The sequence below is a fragment of the Ignavibacteria bacterium genome (genome assembly GCA_017303675.1).
Lineage (GTDB): Bacteria > Bacteroidota > Ignavibacteria > Tepidaquicellales > OLB5 > OLB5.
This window is the reverse complement of the sequence record JAFLBX010000001.1, coordinates 24,334-39,974: the sequence shown is the minus strand read 5'-3', so window position 1 is coordinate 39,974 and position 15,641 is coordinate 24,334. Positions and strand designations below refer to the sequence as shown.

Genomic DNA, 15,641 nt, shown 5'->3' with positions numbered 1-15,641 from the left:
ATCATTTAACCTTTTTACAGAATGAAAAAAATATTGTTGATTTTAATTTTCCCGGTATTAGTTTGTAAAGCATATTCGCAGGAAATTAATAATTCCGGTGAACTTGAAAATTCCCTCTTATGGGAAATTTCACGCAATGATCTCACCTATAAGTCATACCTGTTCGGAACTAATCATATTATCGGAGGCTCTTATGTGGATACTTCAAGTATAATTGCTGAATGCCTCACAAGTTCAAATGTTGTGATTACGGAAGCTGTAAAAGATGATATCGATACAGCTATGCTGCTGCAGTCAATTAAAATGAAGGATGATGAATATTACAGCTTTTCTGATTCCAGGGACGAAGAATATTTAAAAGAATTCTTCAGCGAAAATTCAATACTAAAACCTTATTCGGATATCTATTTTATTTTAAAACCTATGTTTTACTGGATCATGTATTATTATACCGGGTACTTACAAAATGAACAGGATATAAAATCAGATTTTATCTCTTTAGATTATTATTTTATGGATAAAGCTTCTGAGATGAATAAAAAATTGATAGGGTTTGAAAGTGTGAATGAACAAATGAGCTTTTTTACCGATAGTATTTCCATTAAAAATCAGTTGAAAATATTACTGGAAACTATCAGAACGAAAAAAGAAAATATGAAAATGGGTACAATGTATCTTAATTCATGTTATTTGAAACAGGACCTGAATTGTATGTCTGAATTCATGATTTTTGGCTCAAAATTTCCGAATGAAAATAAAATTTTTCTTGAAAGCCGAAATATAAAATGGATGCAAAAAATACCCTCAATTATCAATTATAATTCATCGTTCATAGCTGTCGGTGCAGCTCATCTGCCAGGTAAAAACGGGCTGATAAACCTTTTGAAGAGGCAGGGCTATGAAGTAAAACCTTTAAAATTCTGAAAAAGCCTAAAAATTTATTGAAAAACCCTGTTTTATCACAAAATTTTTCCTTGACTTACTTAAAAAATTCTCGTTATTTACAGCAAATAGAAAGGGAATTATAGAGAAAATTCTTCTGTTTTAACTTTTATCCAATCAAATATTCTCAAAATAATGCAAAAAACAAAAATTGCTTCCTTAATGTATCACAGAAGAATTCTGTTCCTTTTTTTATTTTTGGTATCTTCAGGCAATATCCTTGCGCAGGGTACAGGAAATAAATATGCAGGTGAGTTTCTCGCTATAGGCGTTGGGGGCAGACCCCTTGGCATGGGCGGAGCTTTCGTATCATTGGTTAATGATGTAACAGCCGGGTACTGGAACCCGGGTGCGCTTGCCAGAATAAATTATCCGCAATTTTCACTTATGCATGATGAACGCTTCGGTAACCTTGTAAACTATGATTACGGTTCGGTAGCTGTTCCATGGGGAGTAAACGCATCCTTTGGCTTAAGCGTTATCAGGCTTGGTGTTGATGACGTTCCCAATACTAAAAATGCATGGGTTGATCTCAATAACAACGGTTACTTTGATAACGGCGACAGGCTTGATTACAGCCAGATAAATTTCTTTAATGCGGCTGACTGGGCTTTCATAGCGACTTATTCCAAAAAACACAGCGAAAAGCTTTCATACGGTGTGAACCTGAAAGTTATTTCTCGTTCTATCGATGACGGCTCCGCATGGGGTATCGGTTTTGATGTAGGCGCAATTTATAATGTTACTCCAAAATTCCGGGTAGGCGCTAACCTGCAGGATATAACTACAACTCTTCTGGCATGGAACACCGGCCGCAAAGAGCTTATTACTCCCACTGCAAAAATAGGCGGTTCATACGATATTCCGTTCTTCAAAACAGGCAGAATAACCCCGGCTCTTGATTTTGATGTAAGGTTCGAAAACAGAAAGTTTGCTTCGCTTGCAGCAGTTGGACCAGTGAGCTTTGATATGCATGCAGGACTTGAATACGGTTTCAAAGACCTCTTTGCATTAAGAGTAGGCTACAATGATGTTAAGCAGCTTACATTCGGAGCAGGCGTAAAATTACCCAAGCTTAACCTGGATTATTCCTTCGCTAAATTTGACGGCTCTGACCAGCTTGGCAATACTCACAGGATCTCTGTAATGTTCACACTTGATGACGAGAAATTCAAACGCAAAGGCGAATAATAAAATTATATCATAGAATTTAACACAAATGTCCCGTAATTTTGCGGGACATTTTTTTATATCCTGAGCGAAGCGAAGGATCTCTAACTGTTAGCAAGTTCCTGTTTCCCAAGCTCCGGTTTGGGAAACAAATAACAATGCAGACCAAACGATATCAAAAAATTGTGTATTCAGTAATACTCGCCATCTCGGTCTTATGGTGCGCGGGAATTTTACTTGCGCCTTATTGGGCAGGTGAGCATGGCGTAACAGGTGATATCTCCGAAGGTATCTACGGGTTTTATGCTAAATCATGCCACCAGCTCAGCGATCGTTCACATCATTTATTCGGAGAAAAGCTCGGTGTATGTTCTCGCTGCACTGCTATTTATTTTGCTTTTTTGCTGGGAGTGATAATATACCCATTCATCCGTAAGCTGAGCAATATTGAGCTGCCTTCACTCTTGTGGCTTTTTATACCAGTTGGACTCATGCTGCTTGATGTTGGGCTTGATATTGCCGATGTGCAGAAAAATTCTTTCATAACCCGTGAAATTACGGGAGCAATTATCGGTATAGTATTACCGTTTTTCATAATTCCGGGTACTATCAGGATCTTTTATGAGTACTTTACTCCCCCTGATGTTATACCGAAGAAGTAAATTGTTTTAATTTGTAAATAAATTTAACCCACATTGCTCCCCTCCGGCGCATTTTGCCGTCCCGCTTTTCTGTTTAGCGGGATTATAAACAGGAGAGGGGCAGGGGGTGAGGTATAATATATGAACCAACCAAGTAAATTTACACCCGTTATCATCAGCTCGTTTGTAATGGTTTTCATTTCCATTTTTCCCGGACTGAACCTGCTGAACCTGTTATGCTGCGCAGGAATAATTATCGGCGGCGCAGCCGGCACATGGTATTACGCGCGCCAGCTTGAAAAAGCAGGTCAATTCATTCAGAACAAAGACGGCATTATGATAGGCCTGCTTGCCGGTATAATTTCGGCAATTGTTTACGTTATTTTTTCTACAATGATCATTATGCTCAGTAAACAAAATCCTGTGGAATTGGTGTACAAAATGACCGAACAGTATGGCTTCGCCATTCCGCCCGAAACGCAGAAGATACTCAACAGCGTTTATGATGAATACCAAAGGAACGGCTTCAGTATAATGATGATAGGCGTTGAATTATTTTCACGTATTGTATCGCATTGCATCTTTGGTCCTATCGGGGGATTGCTTGTTGCTTCTATGCTGAATAAACGCAGGAATTCAGCTAACCAATAGTAATGAGATTTCAGAAGATCTAAATAAGAAATAAAAAATATTCCAACCTTAACCCCTCCGGCGCATTTTTCCATACCGCTTTATGATTAGCGGAATTGTCAACAGGAAAGGAGCTGGGTCTAGGACTCTTCGAGTCAAGACTCGTAGAGGGGTGAAGGAGTTAAAATATCTTTACACAAAACAATTAATCAACCCCACCTTGCCCCCCTCTCCCTATGGGAGAGGGGCTGGGGGTGAGGGTCCTAAAAATAAATATTATCAAGCCAACAAACAAATATTTCACCATATCACAAACCACCCCGCAGCAAAGCAGGAAAACAATTTACATTCTGCTTCTGCTTATGGTTCTGGGCTTGATCAACGTTTACTTTGCACCGCTGAAATCGTTTTTGAATGAGGTCGCGGGGGTTGAAAGTATCAACGGCTGCCCCCTGCTTACTTTTACAGGTGTGCCATGTCCATTCTGCGGTACGGGCAGGGTGTTTTCATGCATTACGGATCTTCATTTTTCCGAAAGCTTTTATTACAATCCCCTGGGATTGATATTTTATATTATCTTCGGCTTTTTTTTCTTTACAGTTTTATTTCTGGCTATTATTAAAAAGAAAATTATCCTCAAAAAGCCCGCGCTTAGACTTTGGTACATTCCCGTCTTATTTCTGGCATTAATGTGGATTTTAAACATATTATTCGGTCATCACCACTGATTTATACCCTTGCTGTTAAATTGAAAAGACCCTAAATTTTAGCTATATTTGTAGATAATCAAATAATTTAAAGGAATTTCTTATGAAAATATTCATTGATACGGCTAATTTAAACGAAATTAAAGAAGCAGCAAGCTTCGGCATTTTGGATGGCGTTACTACTAATCCCTCACTTATGGCTAAGGAAGGACATAAAGATGTCCGCAAAACCTACGAAGAAATTTGTAAAATGGTCAGCGGTCCCGTAAGCGCTGAAGTTGTTTCCACTGATTATGAAGGCATATTAAAAGAAGGCAGAGAGCTTTCAAAGATTGCTCCCAATATTTATGTTAAGGTTCCATTGATAATGGAAGGACTTAAAGCAGTAAAAACTTTTGCTGATGAAGGCATCCGCACAAATGTTACATTATGCTTCTCGCCTTCACAGGCAGTGCTTGCCGCTAAAGCGGGAGCTACTATTATAAGTCCGTTTATCGGCAGACTCGATGATATCTCTCAGGATGGAATGCAGCTTATCGAGCAGATCGTCCAGATCTACGGTAACTACGGTTTTGAAACAGAAATACTTGTTGCAAGCGTCCGCCACCCGATGCATTTTGTTGATTCATGCTTACTCGGCGCGGATATTTGTACAATTCCGTTCAACGTTATCAAGCAGCTTGTTAAGCACCCATTGACGGATCTCGGTCTCGAAAAATTCCTTGCTGACTGGAAAAAGAACCAGGGATAAAATCAATTTTATGAGAATACTAAACTACAGACTACTTTTTAAAAAAGAACCGGAGGGTGGTTACACAGTTACTGTCCCTTCACTTGAAGGATGTGTAACTTATGGAGATACTATAGAAGAATGCATTAAGAATGCCAAAGAAGCTATTGGATTGTACATTGAAACCTTGAAGGAATTCAATGAACCAATTCCGACTGAAGAGGGTACTCTTGAATATACTTTGAGCATAGAAGCAAATGTCTAAAACTCCAAGTCTGAATTCGGATCAGATAATTAAGATTTTGCTTCAAAAAGGTTTTCAGTTGATCCGGATAAAAGGAAGTCATCATATTTATAGAAATTTGGAAACTAAAAGAATGACCATTGTTCCTTATCATAAAAAAGATCTGCCAAAAGGAACATTTATGGAAATATTGAAACAGGCAGGAATTAAAAAAGATGAATTAAAGGACCTAATTTAACTTTGGCACAAAAAACAGCTTTTTACGATCTTCATAAAGCATACAATGCTAAAATAGTCGATTTCGCCGGCTTTGAAATGCCTGTACAATACGAGGGCATCATTGCCGAGCATATGGCAGTACGTAACTCCGTTGGTGTTTTTGATGTTTCTCATATGGGCGAGTTCTTTGTAAAAGGAACTGATGCCATGGCATTTATTCAGAAATGTACCACCAACGATGCATCCAAATTAACTCCGGGTAAAGTGCAGTATTCAGCAATGTGCTATGAAGATGGCGGTGTTGTTGATGACCTGCTTGTTTATTGCTTCGGTGATTATTACATGCTTGTTGTAAACGCTTCTAATATTGAAAAAGATTTCAACTGGCTCTCGTCAAACAAAAACGGTTTTGATGTTGAGCTTACTAACCGCAGCGATGACTTTTCACTGCTGGCAGTACAGGGTAAAAATGCAATTAACACATTGCAGAAGCTTACTGATACTGTGCTTGATGAAATGAAATATTACACATTCAAAGAAGGCAAAATTGCAGGTGTTGATGCTATAATTTCACGCACAGGCTACACAGGCGAAGCAATCGGTTTTGAAATTTATATTCCGTCTGATAAGGAAACATCAGAAAAAATATGGAAAGAAATATTTAAAGCAGGCGAAGAGTATAATATAAAACCTATCGGCTTAGGCGCGCGCGATACACTTAGGCTTGAAGCAGGTTACTGCCTCTACGGGAACGATATTGATAAAACCACCAATACCATCGAAGCAGGCCTTGGCTGGATAACCAAGCCGAAAAAAGGTGATTTCAATGGTAAGCCTAAAGTTGATTCAGAGCTAACAAACGGCTCTGCAAGAAAGCTGTGCGGATTTATTGTAAGCGGCAGGCTGGTAGCCCGCCATGGATATGAAATTTACGGAAACGATACTAAAATAGGGCACGTTACAAGCGGAAGCATGTCGCCCTGCCTGAATAAAAATATCGGGCTTGGATATGTTGAAGCAAAATATTCAGCTCCCGGCACTAAGATTAAAATTAAAGTAAGAAACGATTTTATTGATGCAGAAGTCGTGAAAATACCATTCGTGGGAAAGGATTAACGAAGTAATTATTTAATGGAAATATCAGATCAAACTAAAATGGAAACTAAACCCCTTAAGATAAGCTTGTATTTTGCGCATGATTATGTTGAATCAGAGCTTGTTCTAAAAGATAAAAATGTTGTTGTAATTGATGTATTAAGAACATCCACTACAATGATAACAGGCCTTTCAAACGGAGCCAGGGAAATTATCCCCACCGATAGTATCGCATCGGCGGGAATGATAGGCAGGAACTCCGAAGGACAAGCGCTGTTATGCGGCGAAAAGAACGCTAAAATTATTCAGGGTTTCAATCTTGGCAATTCAATAAAAGAATACAATGAAGAAACCGTTAAAGGAAAAATTCTTGTATTCCACAGCACTAACGGAACACCATCACTTATAAAATCCAAGTTCGCGCACAACTGCGTTGTGCTTGGTTTTGTTAATATGGAGCGTGTCGCCAATTACCTGCTTGAGCTTAATGAGGATTTTATTATCCTTTGCGCGGGAAAAAACGGTGAGTTCTCTCTTGAAGATACTGTTTGCGGCGGAATGCTTGTAAGCAGGCTTAAAAAGCTTGCCGGCAGGGGCAAATATGTTCTTACCGATTCCTCCCGCGGCGCTTCAAAGCTTTACTCTGCATATAAGAATGATATCAATAAAATGCTGCGTGATTCTGAACACGGTCAGTTCCTCATATCCCTTGGTTTTGAAGAGGACCTGGCAGCATGCGGTGAAATTGATAAATATAACATACTGCCTGTATTAAGGAACGGTGTTATCAAATCAATTGAAGCATTTGCATCTGACCCTAAGCTTACGATGAAAAAAGTTAATCAAAAAACTGCCGGGTAAAGACTGGAAATTATCTTTTTAATTAAATACAAAGGTCAAATATATCAGCAGAATGAAGGATAAAAAAACTCCCTCCGGCAGAGAGCCAAGGGGAAGCTCCCGCAGCGCTTCAAAAAAATATGAAGACGGGCTCCCCATATCCAATAAAAAGCAGATACTCGGGTTTTTTCTTATTCTCTTCAGTGTGCTCATAGTCTTAAGCATTATCTCTTACTCCGCTGCCGATGAAACACGGCTTGAATCATTAAACGTAACAGAGCTCTTCAAAAAAGAGAACCAGTCTTCAAACTTTACAACTTCAAACTGGCTTGGTATTATCGGCGTTGTTATCTCCGGATTTTTTGTCCGCGGGGCGTTCGGTTATTTTTCGCTTATAATACCGGCGCTGCTTATAATTTTCGGTGTTCAAATGATGAGAAAGCGCAGCCTGCTTGGAATGCTGCAGCTTTCAGTTTACCTGCTTTTCCTTATGATATTTTCCTCAGCGCTCTTTGGTATGTTCAGAACCACCCTTGGTGTGGATAAAATTCCGTACCCTTTTGTTGGTACAAGCGGTGAATATTTTTCATCCATATTTTACCTTCTCCTTGGAACGCTTGGAAGCTATATTCTTCTTTTTGGGCTGGTTGCCGGCCTGATATTTTTGCTTATCGATAGGGATATAGCGAAATCCTTTGCAAGGCTTAAGCTTATGTATGAATCTTTCCGCGAAAAATTCCGCGCTTCAATTGCCGAAATGAAGGAAAGAAAAGAAGCTGAGCTTGAAAGGGAATCAAAACGTGAACTTATCCGCAATGAACGCGAAAAAATTGTTAAATCCAAAAAATTCAATAAAGCAGCCGGCGAAACGGGTGATTTAGAAGAAGAACCTATAATAAAAGATACCAAGATCAACCGCCCGGTTGATAATGAAATGGTGGTTGAACAAAAACCAAAAGTTAAACCTACGGTTAAAGAAGAGCCGGCAAATGAACTGCCGCTTGAAGTTGAAAAAGTTATCCCTGAAGTTCCTGTTAGCGAAGTTATTCCGCCGGTTAAAGTTTCAAATAAACGCCCTGAAATTGGTGATGTTATCCCTGATGAACCTGCAGAAGAACCGGTTTATCCTGTGGAATTACTCGAAGATTACAAGCTGCCGACCCTTGACCTGCTTGATGAGCCGCTTAAGGAAGAGCTTGATGTTATAAGTGATGATGAGCTTAAAGAAAACGGCAGGCTGCTTCAGGCGAAGCTGCTTAACTTTGGCGTTAAGATAGAAAAAGTTATCGCAACACCGGGTCCGGTGGTTACATTGTATGAGCTTGTCCCCGCAGAAGATGTTAAGCTAAGCCGCATCGAAAGCCTTGAAGATGATATTGCCCTGGCAATGAAAGCAAAAGGTATCAGGATGATTATTCCCATTCCCGGCAAAGGTACCGTTGGAGTTGAAATACCGAACCATAACCCAGTAACCGTTAAGATTCGCAGTGTCGTTGGTTCAAAGAAGTTCGCTGAATCAACACATGCGCTGCCGATCGCTCTTGGTAAAACTATATCAGGGGATGTATATGTTGATGACCTGGCTAAAATGCCGCACCTGCTTGTTGCCGGTTCCACCGGCTCAGGTAAATCAGTGGGTATAAACGTTATTGTAACAAGCCTGTTATACAAGCTGCACCCAACTGATCTTAAATTCATACTCATTGATCCCAAAAAGATAGAGCTTAATTTATATGACCAGCTTAAAAATCATTACCTTGCAGTATCAAAAGATTACGCCGAAAAGATAATCACAATTCCGCAGAATGCTGTGATGGCTCTAAAAGGGCTGGAAATAGAAATGGAAAAGCGGTATGAACGGCTTGCGAACGCTACCGTTCGTAATATTGCTGACTATAACAAAAAATTCAAAGATGGCAGGCTTAAAGATGATGAGAATATAAAGCACGGCAAGATGCCTTATATTATTGTTATTATTGATGAGCTTGCTGACTTAATGATAACCGCCGCGCGCGAAGTTGAAGAGCCTATTGCAAGGCTTGCGCAGCTTGCACGCGCCGTTGGAATACATTTAATTCTTGCTACACAGCGCCCCTCGGTAGATGTCATTACCGGTGTTATAAAAGCCAACTTCCCGGCAAGGATCGCCTTCCTTGTGAATTCTAAGGTTGATTCACGCACAATACTTGATATGAACGGCGCTGAAACACTGCTTGGCAAAGGTGATATGCTCTACACTCCGCCAGGTGTAGGTAAGCCTATCAGGATACAGAGTCCGTTTATTACAAGCGAAGAAGTTGAAAAAGTTGCTGAGTTTGTTGGCAAACAAAAAGGATTCAGCCGCAACTATGAGCTTCCTTCTGTGAACCAGAAGAAGAAAAAAGGTTTTGAAGAAAGCTATGAAAGAGATGACCTGTTTGAAGAAGCAGCAAGAATTATTGTACGTTACCAGCAGGGTTCAGTTTCTTTGCTTCAACGTAAGTTAAAAATTGGCTACGCCCGCGCTGCGCGCATTGTTGATGAGCTTGAATCAGCTAATGTTGTCGGACCCTTCGACGGCTCCAAAGCCCGCGAAGTCCTAGTAGAAACCGAAGCCCAGCTTGAACAGCTGATATAAAAATTATAAAGTTTCTTATATATTGCCTGAATTACGTCATACTTCAAATTAACTCTTGACTTTTACACAATTATTCATGCATTTTGTAGCGACCTGAGAAAATATATATTTACGACTACCCATAACCACCTTTGCTTCGGTGATTAAGATTAAAAATTTAAAGAGTAAAAATGAAACTGAAAACACGAAAAATAATTCTGTTATTGTTCATTGCTAATTGCTCATTGCAAATTGCTGTATCTCAGCCAACGCAGGAGTGGGTGAGAAGGTTTAACAGCAGCAATTCAAATACTTATGGAGAGGATATTAAAGCAGATGCAAATGGCAATATTTATGTATTATGCGCTGCACAAAACCCGGGGAATAACGGTGACTTTGGGGTTATAAAGTATAACAGTAATGGAGATTTGCTCTGGCAAAGGTTTTATAACTCTCCTTCTAATCATACTGAAGGACCAAATGCATTTGATGTTGCCCCTAATGGTGATGTTTATATTACAGGTTATAGTGGTATTAACTTTGATTATGATATGGTTACTGTTAAGTATAATTCTGATGGTATATTTCAATGGGATAAATTTTTTATTGATGCAGGTGGATTTGATTTAAAAATTGATAGTCAGGGATGCATAATTATAATAGGTGTTTTTGCTAGTAATAATTTTGTACGAGCTCTAACTGTAAAATATAACTCAAATGGGGATACATTATGGACTAGAAAATTTGATGCATTGCCTCAACAAAGCGAAAATAACCATTTAGCATTAGATAATTTTGATAATATATATACCGTTGCAGATTATGGAAATACTTCTGCTGATTATTTAATAACGAAATTTAATCCTAATGGCAGCCTAATTTGGTACACATTATATAACAGCCCGCAAAATTATTCAGATATTCCTCAAAAAATAGTTTTAGATTCAATAGGCAACCTTTATGTTGTTGGGAGTAATAATGTTCCTTTTTCCAGTTCCAACAATACATTATTAAAATTAAATAATAATGGAACGATTATATGGTCAAGTATCTTTGCAGGTATAATACCTGGTAATGGTAGATGCCAAACACCAAAAGGGATTACTTGCTCTCCCTCCGGAAGTGAAATTTATTATACAACATACTGCGCAAACGGAACAGGCGGTGGAGGTACTGATATAGTTACATTGAAATATAATTCATCAGGCGATACTCAATGGGTTAGAAGATACTGGGGAGGAGTGAATGCTGAAGTAAATCTACCAAATGACATAGAATTAGATAAATTTGGGAACATATATGTAACCGGAAAAGCAGTAAATCCAGTTTCAGGTAATGATTATATATGCATAAAATATAATACTAATGGTGCGCAGCAATGGGCTGTGACATATAACGGGATTACCTCTAATTCAGATGATGGCATTGCGGGCATGTATATAGATACAAATATAAATGTGTATGTTAGTGGTACAAGTCACAATGGAACCTATAATGAGGTTGCCACTATTAAATATAGCCAGCCTTTGGGTATTAGTAATTATAATGGACAAATTCCAGTAAACAGTGTGCTATACCAAAATTATCCAAATCCATTTAATCCTTTAACTAAAATACAATTTCAGGTGTATCAAAATTCTAATGTAAAATTAGCCATTTATGATATCGCCGGCAAGGAAGTTATGGTTTTAAATAATGGAATTAAGAAAGCGGGTATATATGAAATCAATTTTAATGGAGAAAATTTTCCTAGCGGTGTATATTTTTATAAAATGATAACAAGTAATTATAGTGAAACAAAAAAAATGATATTGATCAAATAAATAATAAATTATTATCTCCCAGTTGTTGGTGTTGTCACCAACAACTGAGGTAAAATCAGCTCCCTCCTTTCAAGAATCTGCCTTGCAGATTCGCGATCCCTCTGAAAGCTGGATGAAGGAGGGGAAATTTCCGCCGCAACCGGATTAGGAGTATAAATTCACCGTGATGTCAGTAAAAAATAATAGAGATTCTGCGGGAACAGAAGTCATCAGAGGAACTGCTTAAAAAATCCCTTGCATATGTTAAAAACATATATTATATTAATTAGTATATGCGTAAGGCATATAAAATATAATTTAATTTTCCTTTATATTGGTAAATTTTCTTAAAATAAACAGTAAATTCGGTACCAATTTGGTGCTTAAGGTTCTCACAAATGGATTTATGAGTATTTGATTTTAAGCATCATTTACAATTTTTCAAAGCATCATTTTTGCATCATAAAAACATTAAAATAATCATTTTTTTCGCAATTTTCTCACTATGAATATCCTTAAAAATGCCATTCTCAACATGAATATATTCATCTTGAGAAAATTTCAATATCAAAAACAAGCTGGATTCGCAAAAAACATCAGCAAATCCTCAAAAAAAAATAAATCGAATTTATCATGTTTTTCATAATGAGAAAAATGCCCAAAAGGCACTAAAAACTCAAATTAAAAAGCAACCATTTGAGCCTTCACAGCATCTAATTATGTAATACAATACGCTCCGCTGCTACTAACAGATATTAAACCAAATAAATAAGTATTAATGACCATTTTATTTAAATTTTGTTTAGCCTTCTTAATTGTTGGATTTACTGCAATTTATGCACAGGGAACGATAAAGGGAAAAGTCTCCGATCTCTCTTCATCGCTGCCTGTGGATGCAGATGTAAAGCTCTTCAAACAGGGTGATAGTGCCCTTGTAAAAGGTACCAAATGTAATGCATCAGGTGAATTTTCACTCGATGCGGTTCCCGCCGGCACTTACAGGCTTGAAGTAAGCTTAATAGAATACTCTACCATGAACGTAGAGAACATTTCATTAACATCGGGTCAAACCGTAAGCCTTGATACTATTACACTGAAGAAGCAGAACGTATCGACTGATGAAATTCTGGTTGAAGAAGAAAAAGGACTAATTCAGTTAACGGCTGATAAAAAAATATTTAACGTGGAAAAATCCGCGTTAACCAAAGGCGGAACCGCACTTGACGTACTTAAAAAAACACCGCTAGTTGATGTTGATATCAATGATAATGTCAGCCTTCGCGGCAGCCAGAATGTCAAAATACTTATTGATGATAAACCCTCACGCTTTGCAAGCTTAAAACAAATTCCCGCTGATGCTATTGAACGCGTTGAGCTTATCACAAATCCGCCCGCCAAATACGAAGCCGAAGGCGTGACCGGTATCATTAATATCGTAATGAAAAAAAATGAAAACCTTGGTTTCCAGGGCAGCCTGAACGGCGGCGGTAATTATTCGGATTATCTTTCAGGCTGGGGCGGACTCGATATAAGCTTGAAGAAGAAAAAGACAAGCGCATTTGGTAATTTTTATTCCGGCACATGGGATAATAAGTCTGGGTATTCTAGCACTACAACATATCTCGTTCAGCCTTCAGTGCTGCAAAGCAGCGGCACAGGTAAGAACCACGGTTACTGGATATGGGCGCAGGGTGGTTTTGAGTATGAGCTGGCGCAGGGTAAAAACATAGGATTTGAAGGCAGCCTTGGAACAGGGAAGTGGTTTAACAACGATAACGGGCTTGCACGCAATTTTTCATCTTCAGGAAGCCTGATGGATTATTACACACAAACAAGCGACCGCAACGGTCTTTGGGAAAATTTCACCGGCAGCCTGTATTTCAATAATAAGATCAATGAGCTTGGTAGGGAATGGTCAGGTGATATCACATTTTCACGTAACCGCAATGAAATGAAAATGCAGCTAAATAAGCAGGATTTCGATTCACTTTCAATGCCTGTTAATAATACCCCCTTAGACCAGCGTGATACCACGCTTATGAAAAATTATAACCTGAATGTACAGACTGATTATACACACCCGCTTTCACAGACTACAAAGATCGAAACCGGCTATAAAGGTACTTTCAGAACCAATGATAACGAATTCAAATCAGACACACTTGATTACAGTCTGAATAATTTTGTAACCAACACAGATACTAAAAACCGCTTCAAGCTTAGCGAGTATATCAACGCGGTTTATGGTACATTTTCAGGTTCTATAAAAGATTTCAGCTATAAAGCGGGAATCAGGGTAGAGCAGACCAATACAACGGGTGAGCTGCTGACTAACAATACTCAATTCAAACAGAATTATTTTGATATTTTTCCCTCGGCAAGTATATCACAGAAGATAGGCAGCGCTAACCAGCTGCAGCTAAGCTACAGCAGAAGAATTACACGCCCCAATATGTGGCGTATGAATCCTTTTTACAGAAAGTGGAGCCCCAGGTTCGCTATGGTTGGTAATCCTGAGCTAAAGCCTGAATATTCTGATTCATACGAGCTAAGCTTTATGTTCTTCTCACCGGTTGCTACAATTACACCGCTGGTATTTTACAGGCAAAACCATGATGTAATTTCAAGCTATAATTACCTGCAGGATTCGATAATTACTGTTACAACATTCAGAAATGCAACAGGCTCTAAATCATACGGTCTGGACCTTCTTATCAACTCGAGAGCTTTAAGCTGGTTCAATCTGAACGGAACTTTCAGTTTTTATGATACTAAATTTGATTCAGATCCGGGTCTTACAGATTACGCATCAGAAGATGGCTTTACATGGAAGGCGAATATAAGATCAACATTCACATTCACCAACCTGTTTAATCTTGAGCTTTATTATTCGTACACCGGCAAAAAGATAAATGCCCAGGGCACTGAAGTGCCAACACAGAATTTTGATATCGGTATAAGTAAATCATTTCTGAATGATGCATTAACTGTAAGCTTAAAAGCCAGCGATATTTTTGATACTTCACAGTGGGGTCAGGATATTAATACTTCAGAATACCGGCAAACTTCTGATCATGACTGGAGCTCGCGTCAGGCTTCGTTAAATCTTTCATTCCGTTTCGGCAATACAAAAGATTATCTGCAGAAGAATAAAAAGGTTAAGCAGAATCAGAATGAAAAATCAGACCAGCAGGATGGCAATAACGGCAGATAAATTTGGTTAATTAAATGCTTCGCATGAGGGAAGATCAGCATCTTCCCTCACTTTTTTTACCTTTATTTACAAATTTCATGATTTTTTTAAGGAATGACTTAATATTTTCCACTGTTTATTACATTAAATTAATGTAAATTTGCATAATTATAAATTTCAGGAGCAAAAATGACAAAGTTTATTATCACAAAATTGTTAATTTTAGCGGTTTTTCTTGTAAATTCACCGTTATTCGCGCAGGATGATATCACTGCGCAGGAAGTAATTCAAAACGTGCAGAATGCTTACAAAGATATAACAGATGCCAAGGCATCGTTTTCGCAAACAATTAAGTTCAATAAATCAAAGGCGCAGTCATCTTCAGGCACTCTTTACATCAAAAAAGAGAACAAGTACAGGATAGAGACCGGCTCGCAGACAATTGTGACAGATGGCAGCACATCATGGTCTTACACTCCCAGCAAAAAACAGGTTGTAATTGATTATTACAAAGAGACCGGTAATACATTTTCACCAAATAAATATTTGTTCCAGTATCCTGAAAATTTTTACAGCGATCTTACAGGCACAGAAAAGCTGAACGGAAAAGATGTATATGTGCTTTCACTGAAGCCAAGGGAAAGCGGTTATGTAAAATCAGCTAAGCTTTGGGTTGGTAAAGATGACTGGATCATAAAAAAGATCTATATTGTAACAGATGAATCTTCATCAACATATTCAATAAAAAATATTCAAACTAATATTGGTGTAGCTAATTCTAAATTTACTTTCAGTCCCCCTGAAGGAACTGAAGTAATTGATATGAGATAAA

The 15,641-nt window shown here is 38.3% G+C and carries 14 protein-coding genes; all 14 read left to right on the top strand.

Annotated elements, in window-relative coordinates:
- Positions 1-21: 21 nt before the first annotated feature.
- The 14 genes from J0M37_00200 (at position 22) to lolA (ending at position 15,640) form a co-directional block, all read left to right on the top strand.
- On the top strand, positions 22-924 hold the full coding sequence (locus J0M37_00200) for a TraB/GumN family protein (GenBank protein ID MBN8583485.1): 903 nt from the start codon (positions 22-24) through the stop codon (positions 922-924).
- A 180-nt stretch (positions 925-1,104) separates the two neighbouring features.
- Positions 1,105-2,133 carry a PorV/PorQ family protein gene (locus tag J0M37_00195; protein MBN8583484.1) on the top strand — a complete coding sequence of 343 codons (1,029 nt, stop codon included), beginning with the start codon at positions 1,105-1,107 and terminating at the stop codon, positions 2,131-2,133.
- Positions 2,134-2,270: 137 nt separating this feature from the next.
- The gene (locus tag J0M37_00190) at positions 2,271-2,774 is read left to right on the top strand and encodes a DUF2085 domain-containing protein (protein ID MBN8583483.1); all 504 of its coding nucleotides are present in this window, start codon (positions 2,271-2,273) and stop codon (positions 2,772-2,774) included.
- Between the two features lie 120 nt (positions 2,775-2,894).
- Entirely contained in the window at positions 2,895-3,404 is a 510-nt protein-coding gene (locus J0M37_00185) for a hypothetical protein (GenBank protein MBN8583482.1), read from the top strand.
- Positions 3,405-3,637: 233 nt separating this feature from the next.
- Positions 3,638-4,111, top strand: a complete 474-nt coding sequence (locus J0M37_00180) for a DUF2752 domain-containing protein (protein MBN8583481.1) — start codon at positions 3,638-3,640, stop codon at positions 4,109-4,111.
- 82 nt (positions 4,112-4,193) lie between these two features.
- Positions 4,194-4,841 (top strand): fructose-6-phosphate aldolase, encoded by a 648-nt coding sequence (gene fsa / locus J0M37_00175; protein ID MBN8583480.1) that lies wholly within the window; start codon positions 4,194-4,196, stop codon positions 4,839-4,841.
- A 10-nt stretch (positions 4,842-4,851) separates the two neighbouring features.
- A complete protein-coding gene (locus J0M37_00170) occupies positions 4,852-5,085 on the top strand; it encodes a type II toxin-antitoxin system HicB family antitoxin (protein ID MBN8583479.1) in 234 nt (77 codons plus the stop codon).
- The gene (locus J0M37_00165) at positions 5,078-5,302 is read left to right on the top strand and encodes a type II toxin-antitoxin system HicA family toxin (GenBank protein MBN8583478.1); all 225 of its coding nucleotides are present in this window, start codon (positions 5,078-5,080) and stop codon (positions 5,300-5,302) included. The genes J0M37_00170 and J0M37_00165 overlap by 8 nt, the downstream gene beginning before the upstream one ends.
- 2 nt (positions 5,303-5,304) lie before the next feature.
- Positions 5,305-6,399 (top strand): glycine cleavage system aminomethyltransferase GcvT, encoded by a 1,095-nt coding sequence (gene gcvT, locus J0M37_00160; GenBank protein ID MBN8583477.1) that lies wholly within the window; start codon positions 5,305-5,307, stop codon positions 6,397-6,399.
- Between the two features lie 39 nt (positions 6,400-6,438).
- Complete coding sequence (locus J0M37_00155; GenBank protein MBN8583476.1) at positions 6,439-7,239, top strand: 2-phosphosulfolactate phosphatase; 801 nt, start codon at positions 6,439-6,441, stop codon at positions 7,237-7,239.
- Positions 7,240-7,291: 52 nt separating this feature from the next.
- A complete protein-coding gene (locus tag J0M37_00150) occupies positions 7,292-9,835 on the top strand; it encodes a DNA translocase FtsK 4TM domain-containing protein (GenBank protein MBN8583475.1) in 2,544 nt (847 codons plus the stop codon).
- Between the two features lie 170 nt (positions 9,836-10,005).
- Positions 10,006-11,637, top strand: a complete 1,632-nt coding sequence (locus tag J0M37_00145; protein MBN8583474.1) for a T9SS type A sorting domain-containing protein — start codon at positions 10,006-10,008, stop codon at positions 11,635-11,637.
- 757 nt (positions 11,638-12,394) lie between these two features.
- Positions 12,395-14,830, top strand: a complete 2,436-nt coding sequence (locus J0M37_00140; protein MBN8583473.1) for a TonB-dependent receptor — start codon at positions 12,395-12,397, stop codon at positions 14,828-14,830.
- Between the two features lie 168 nt (positions 14,831-14,998).
- On the top strand, positions 14,999-15,640 hold the full coding sequence (gene lolA, locus J0M37_00135) for an outer membrane lipoprotein chaperone LolA (protein MBN8583472.1): 642 nt from the start codon (positions 14,999-15,001) through the stop codon (positions 15,638-15,640).
- Position 15,641: the final 1 nt, after the last annotated feature.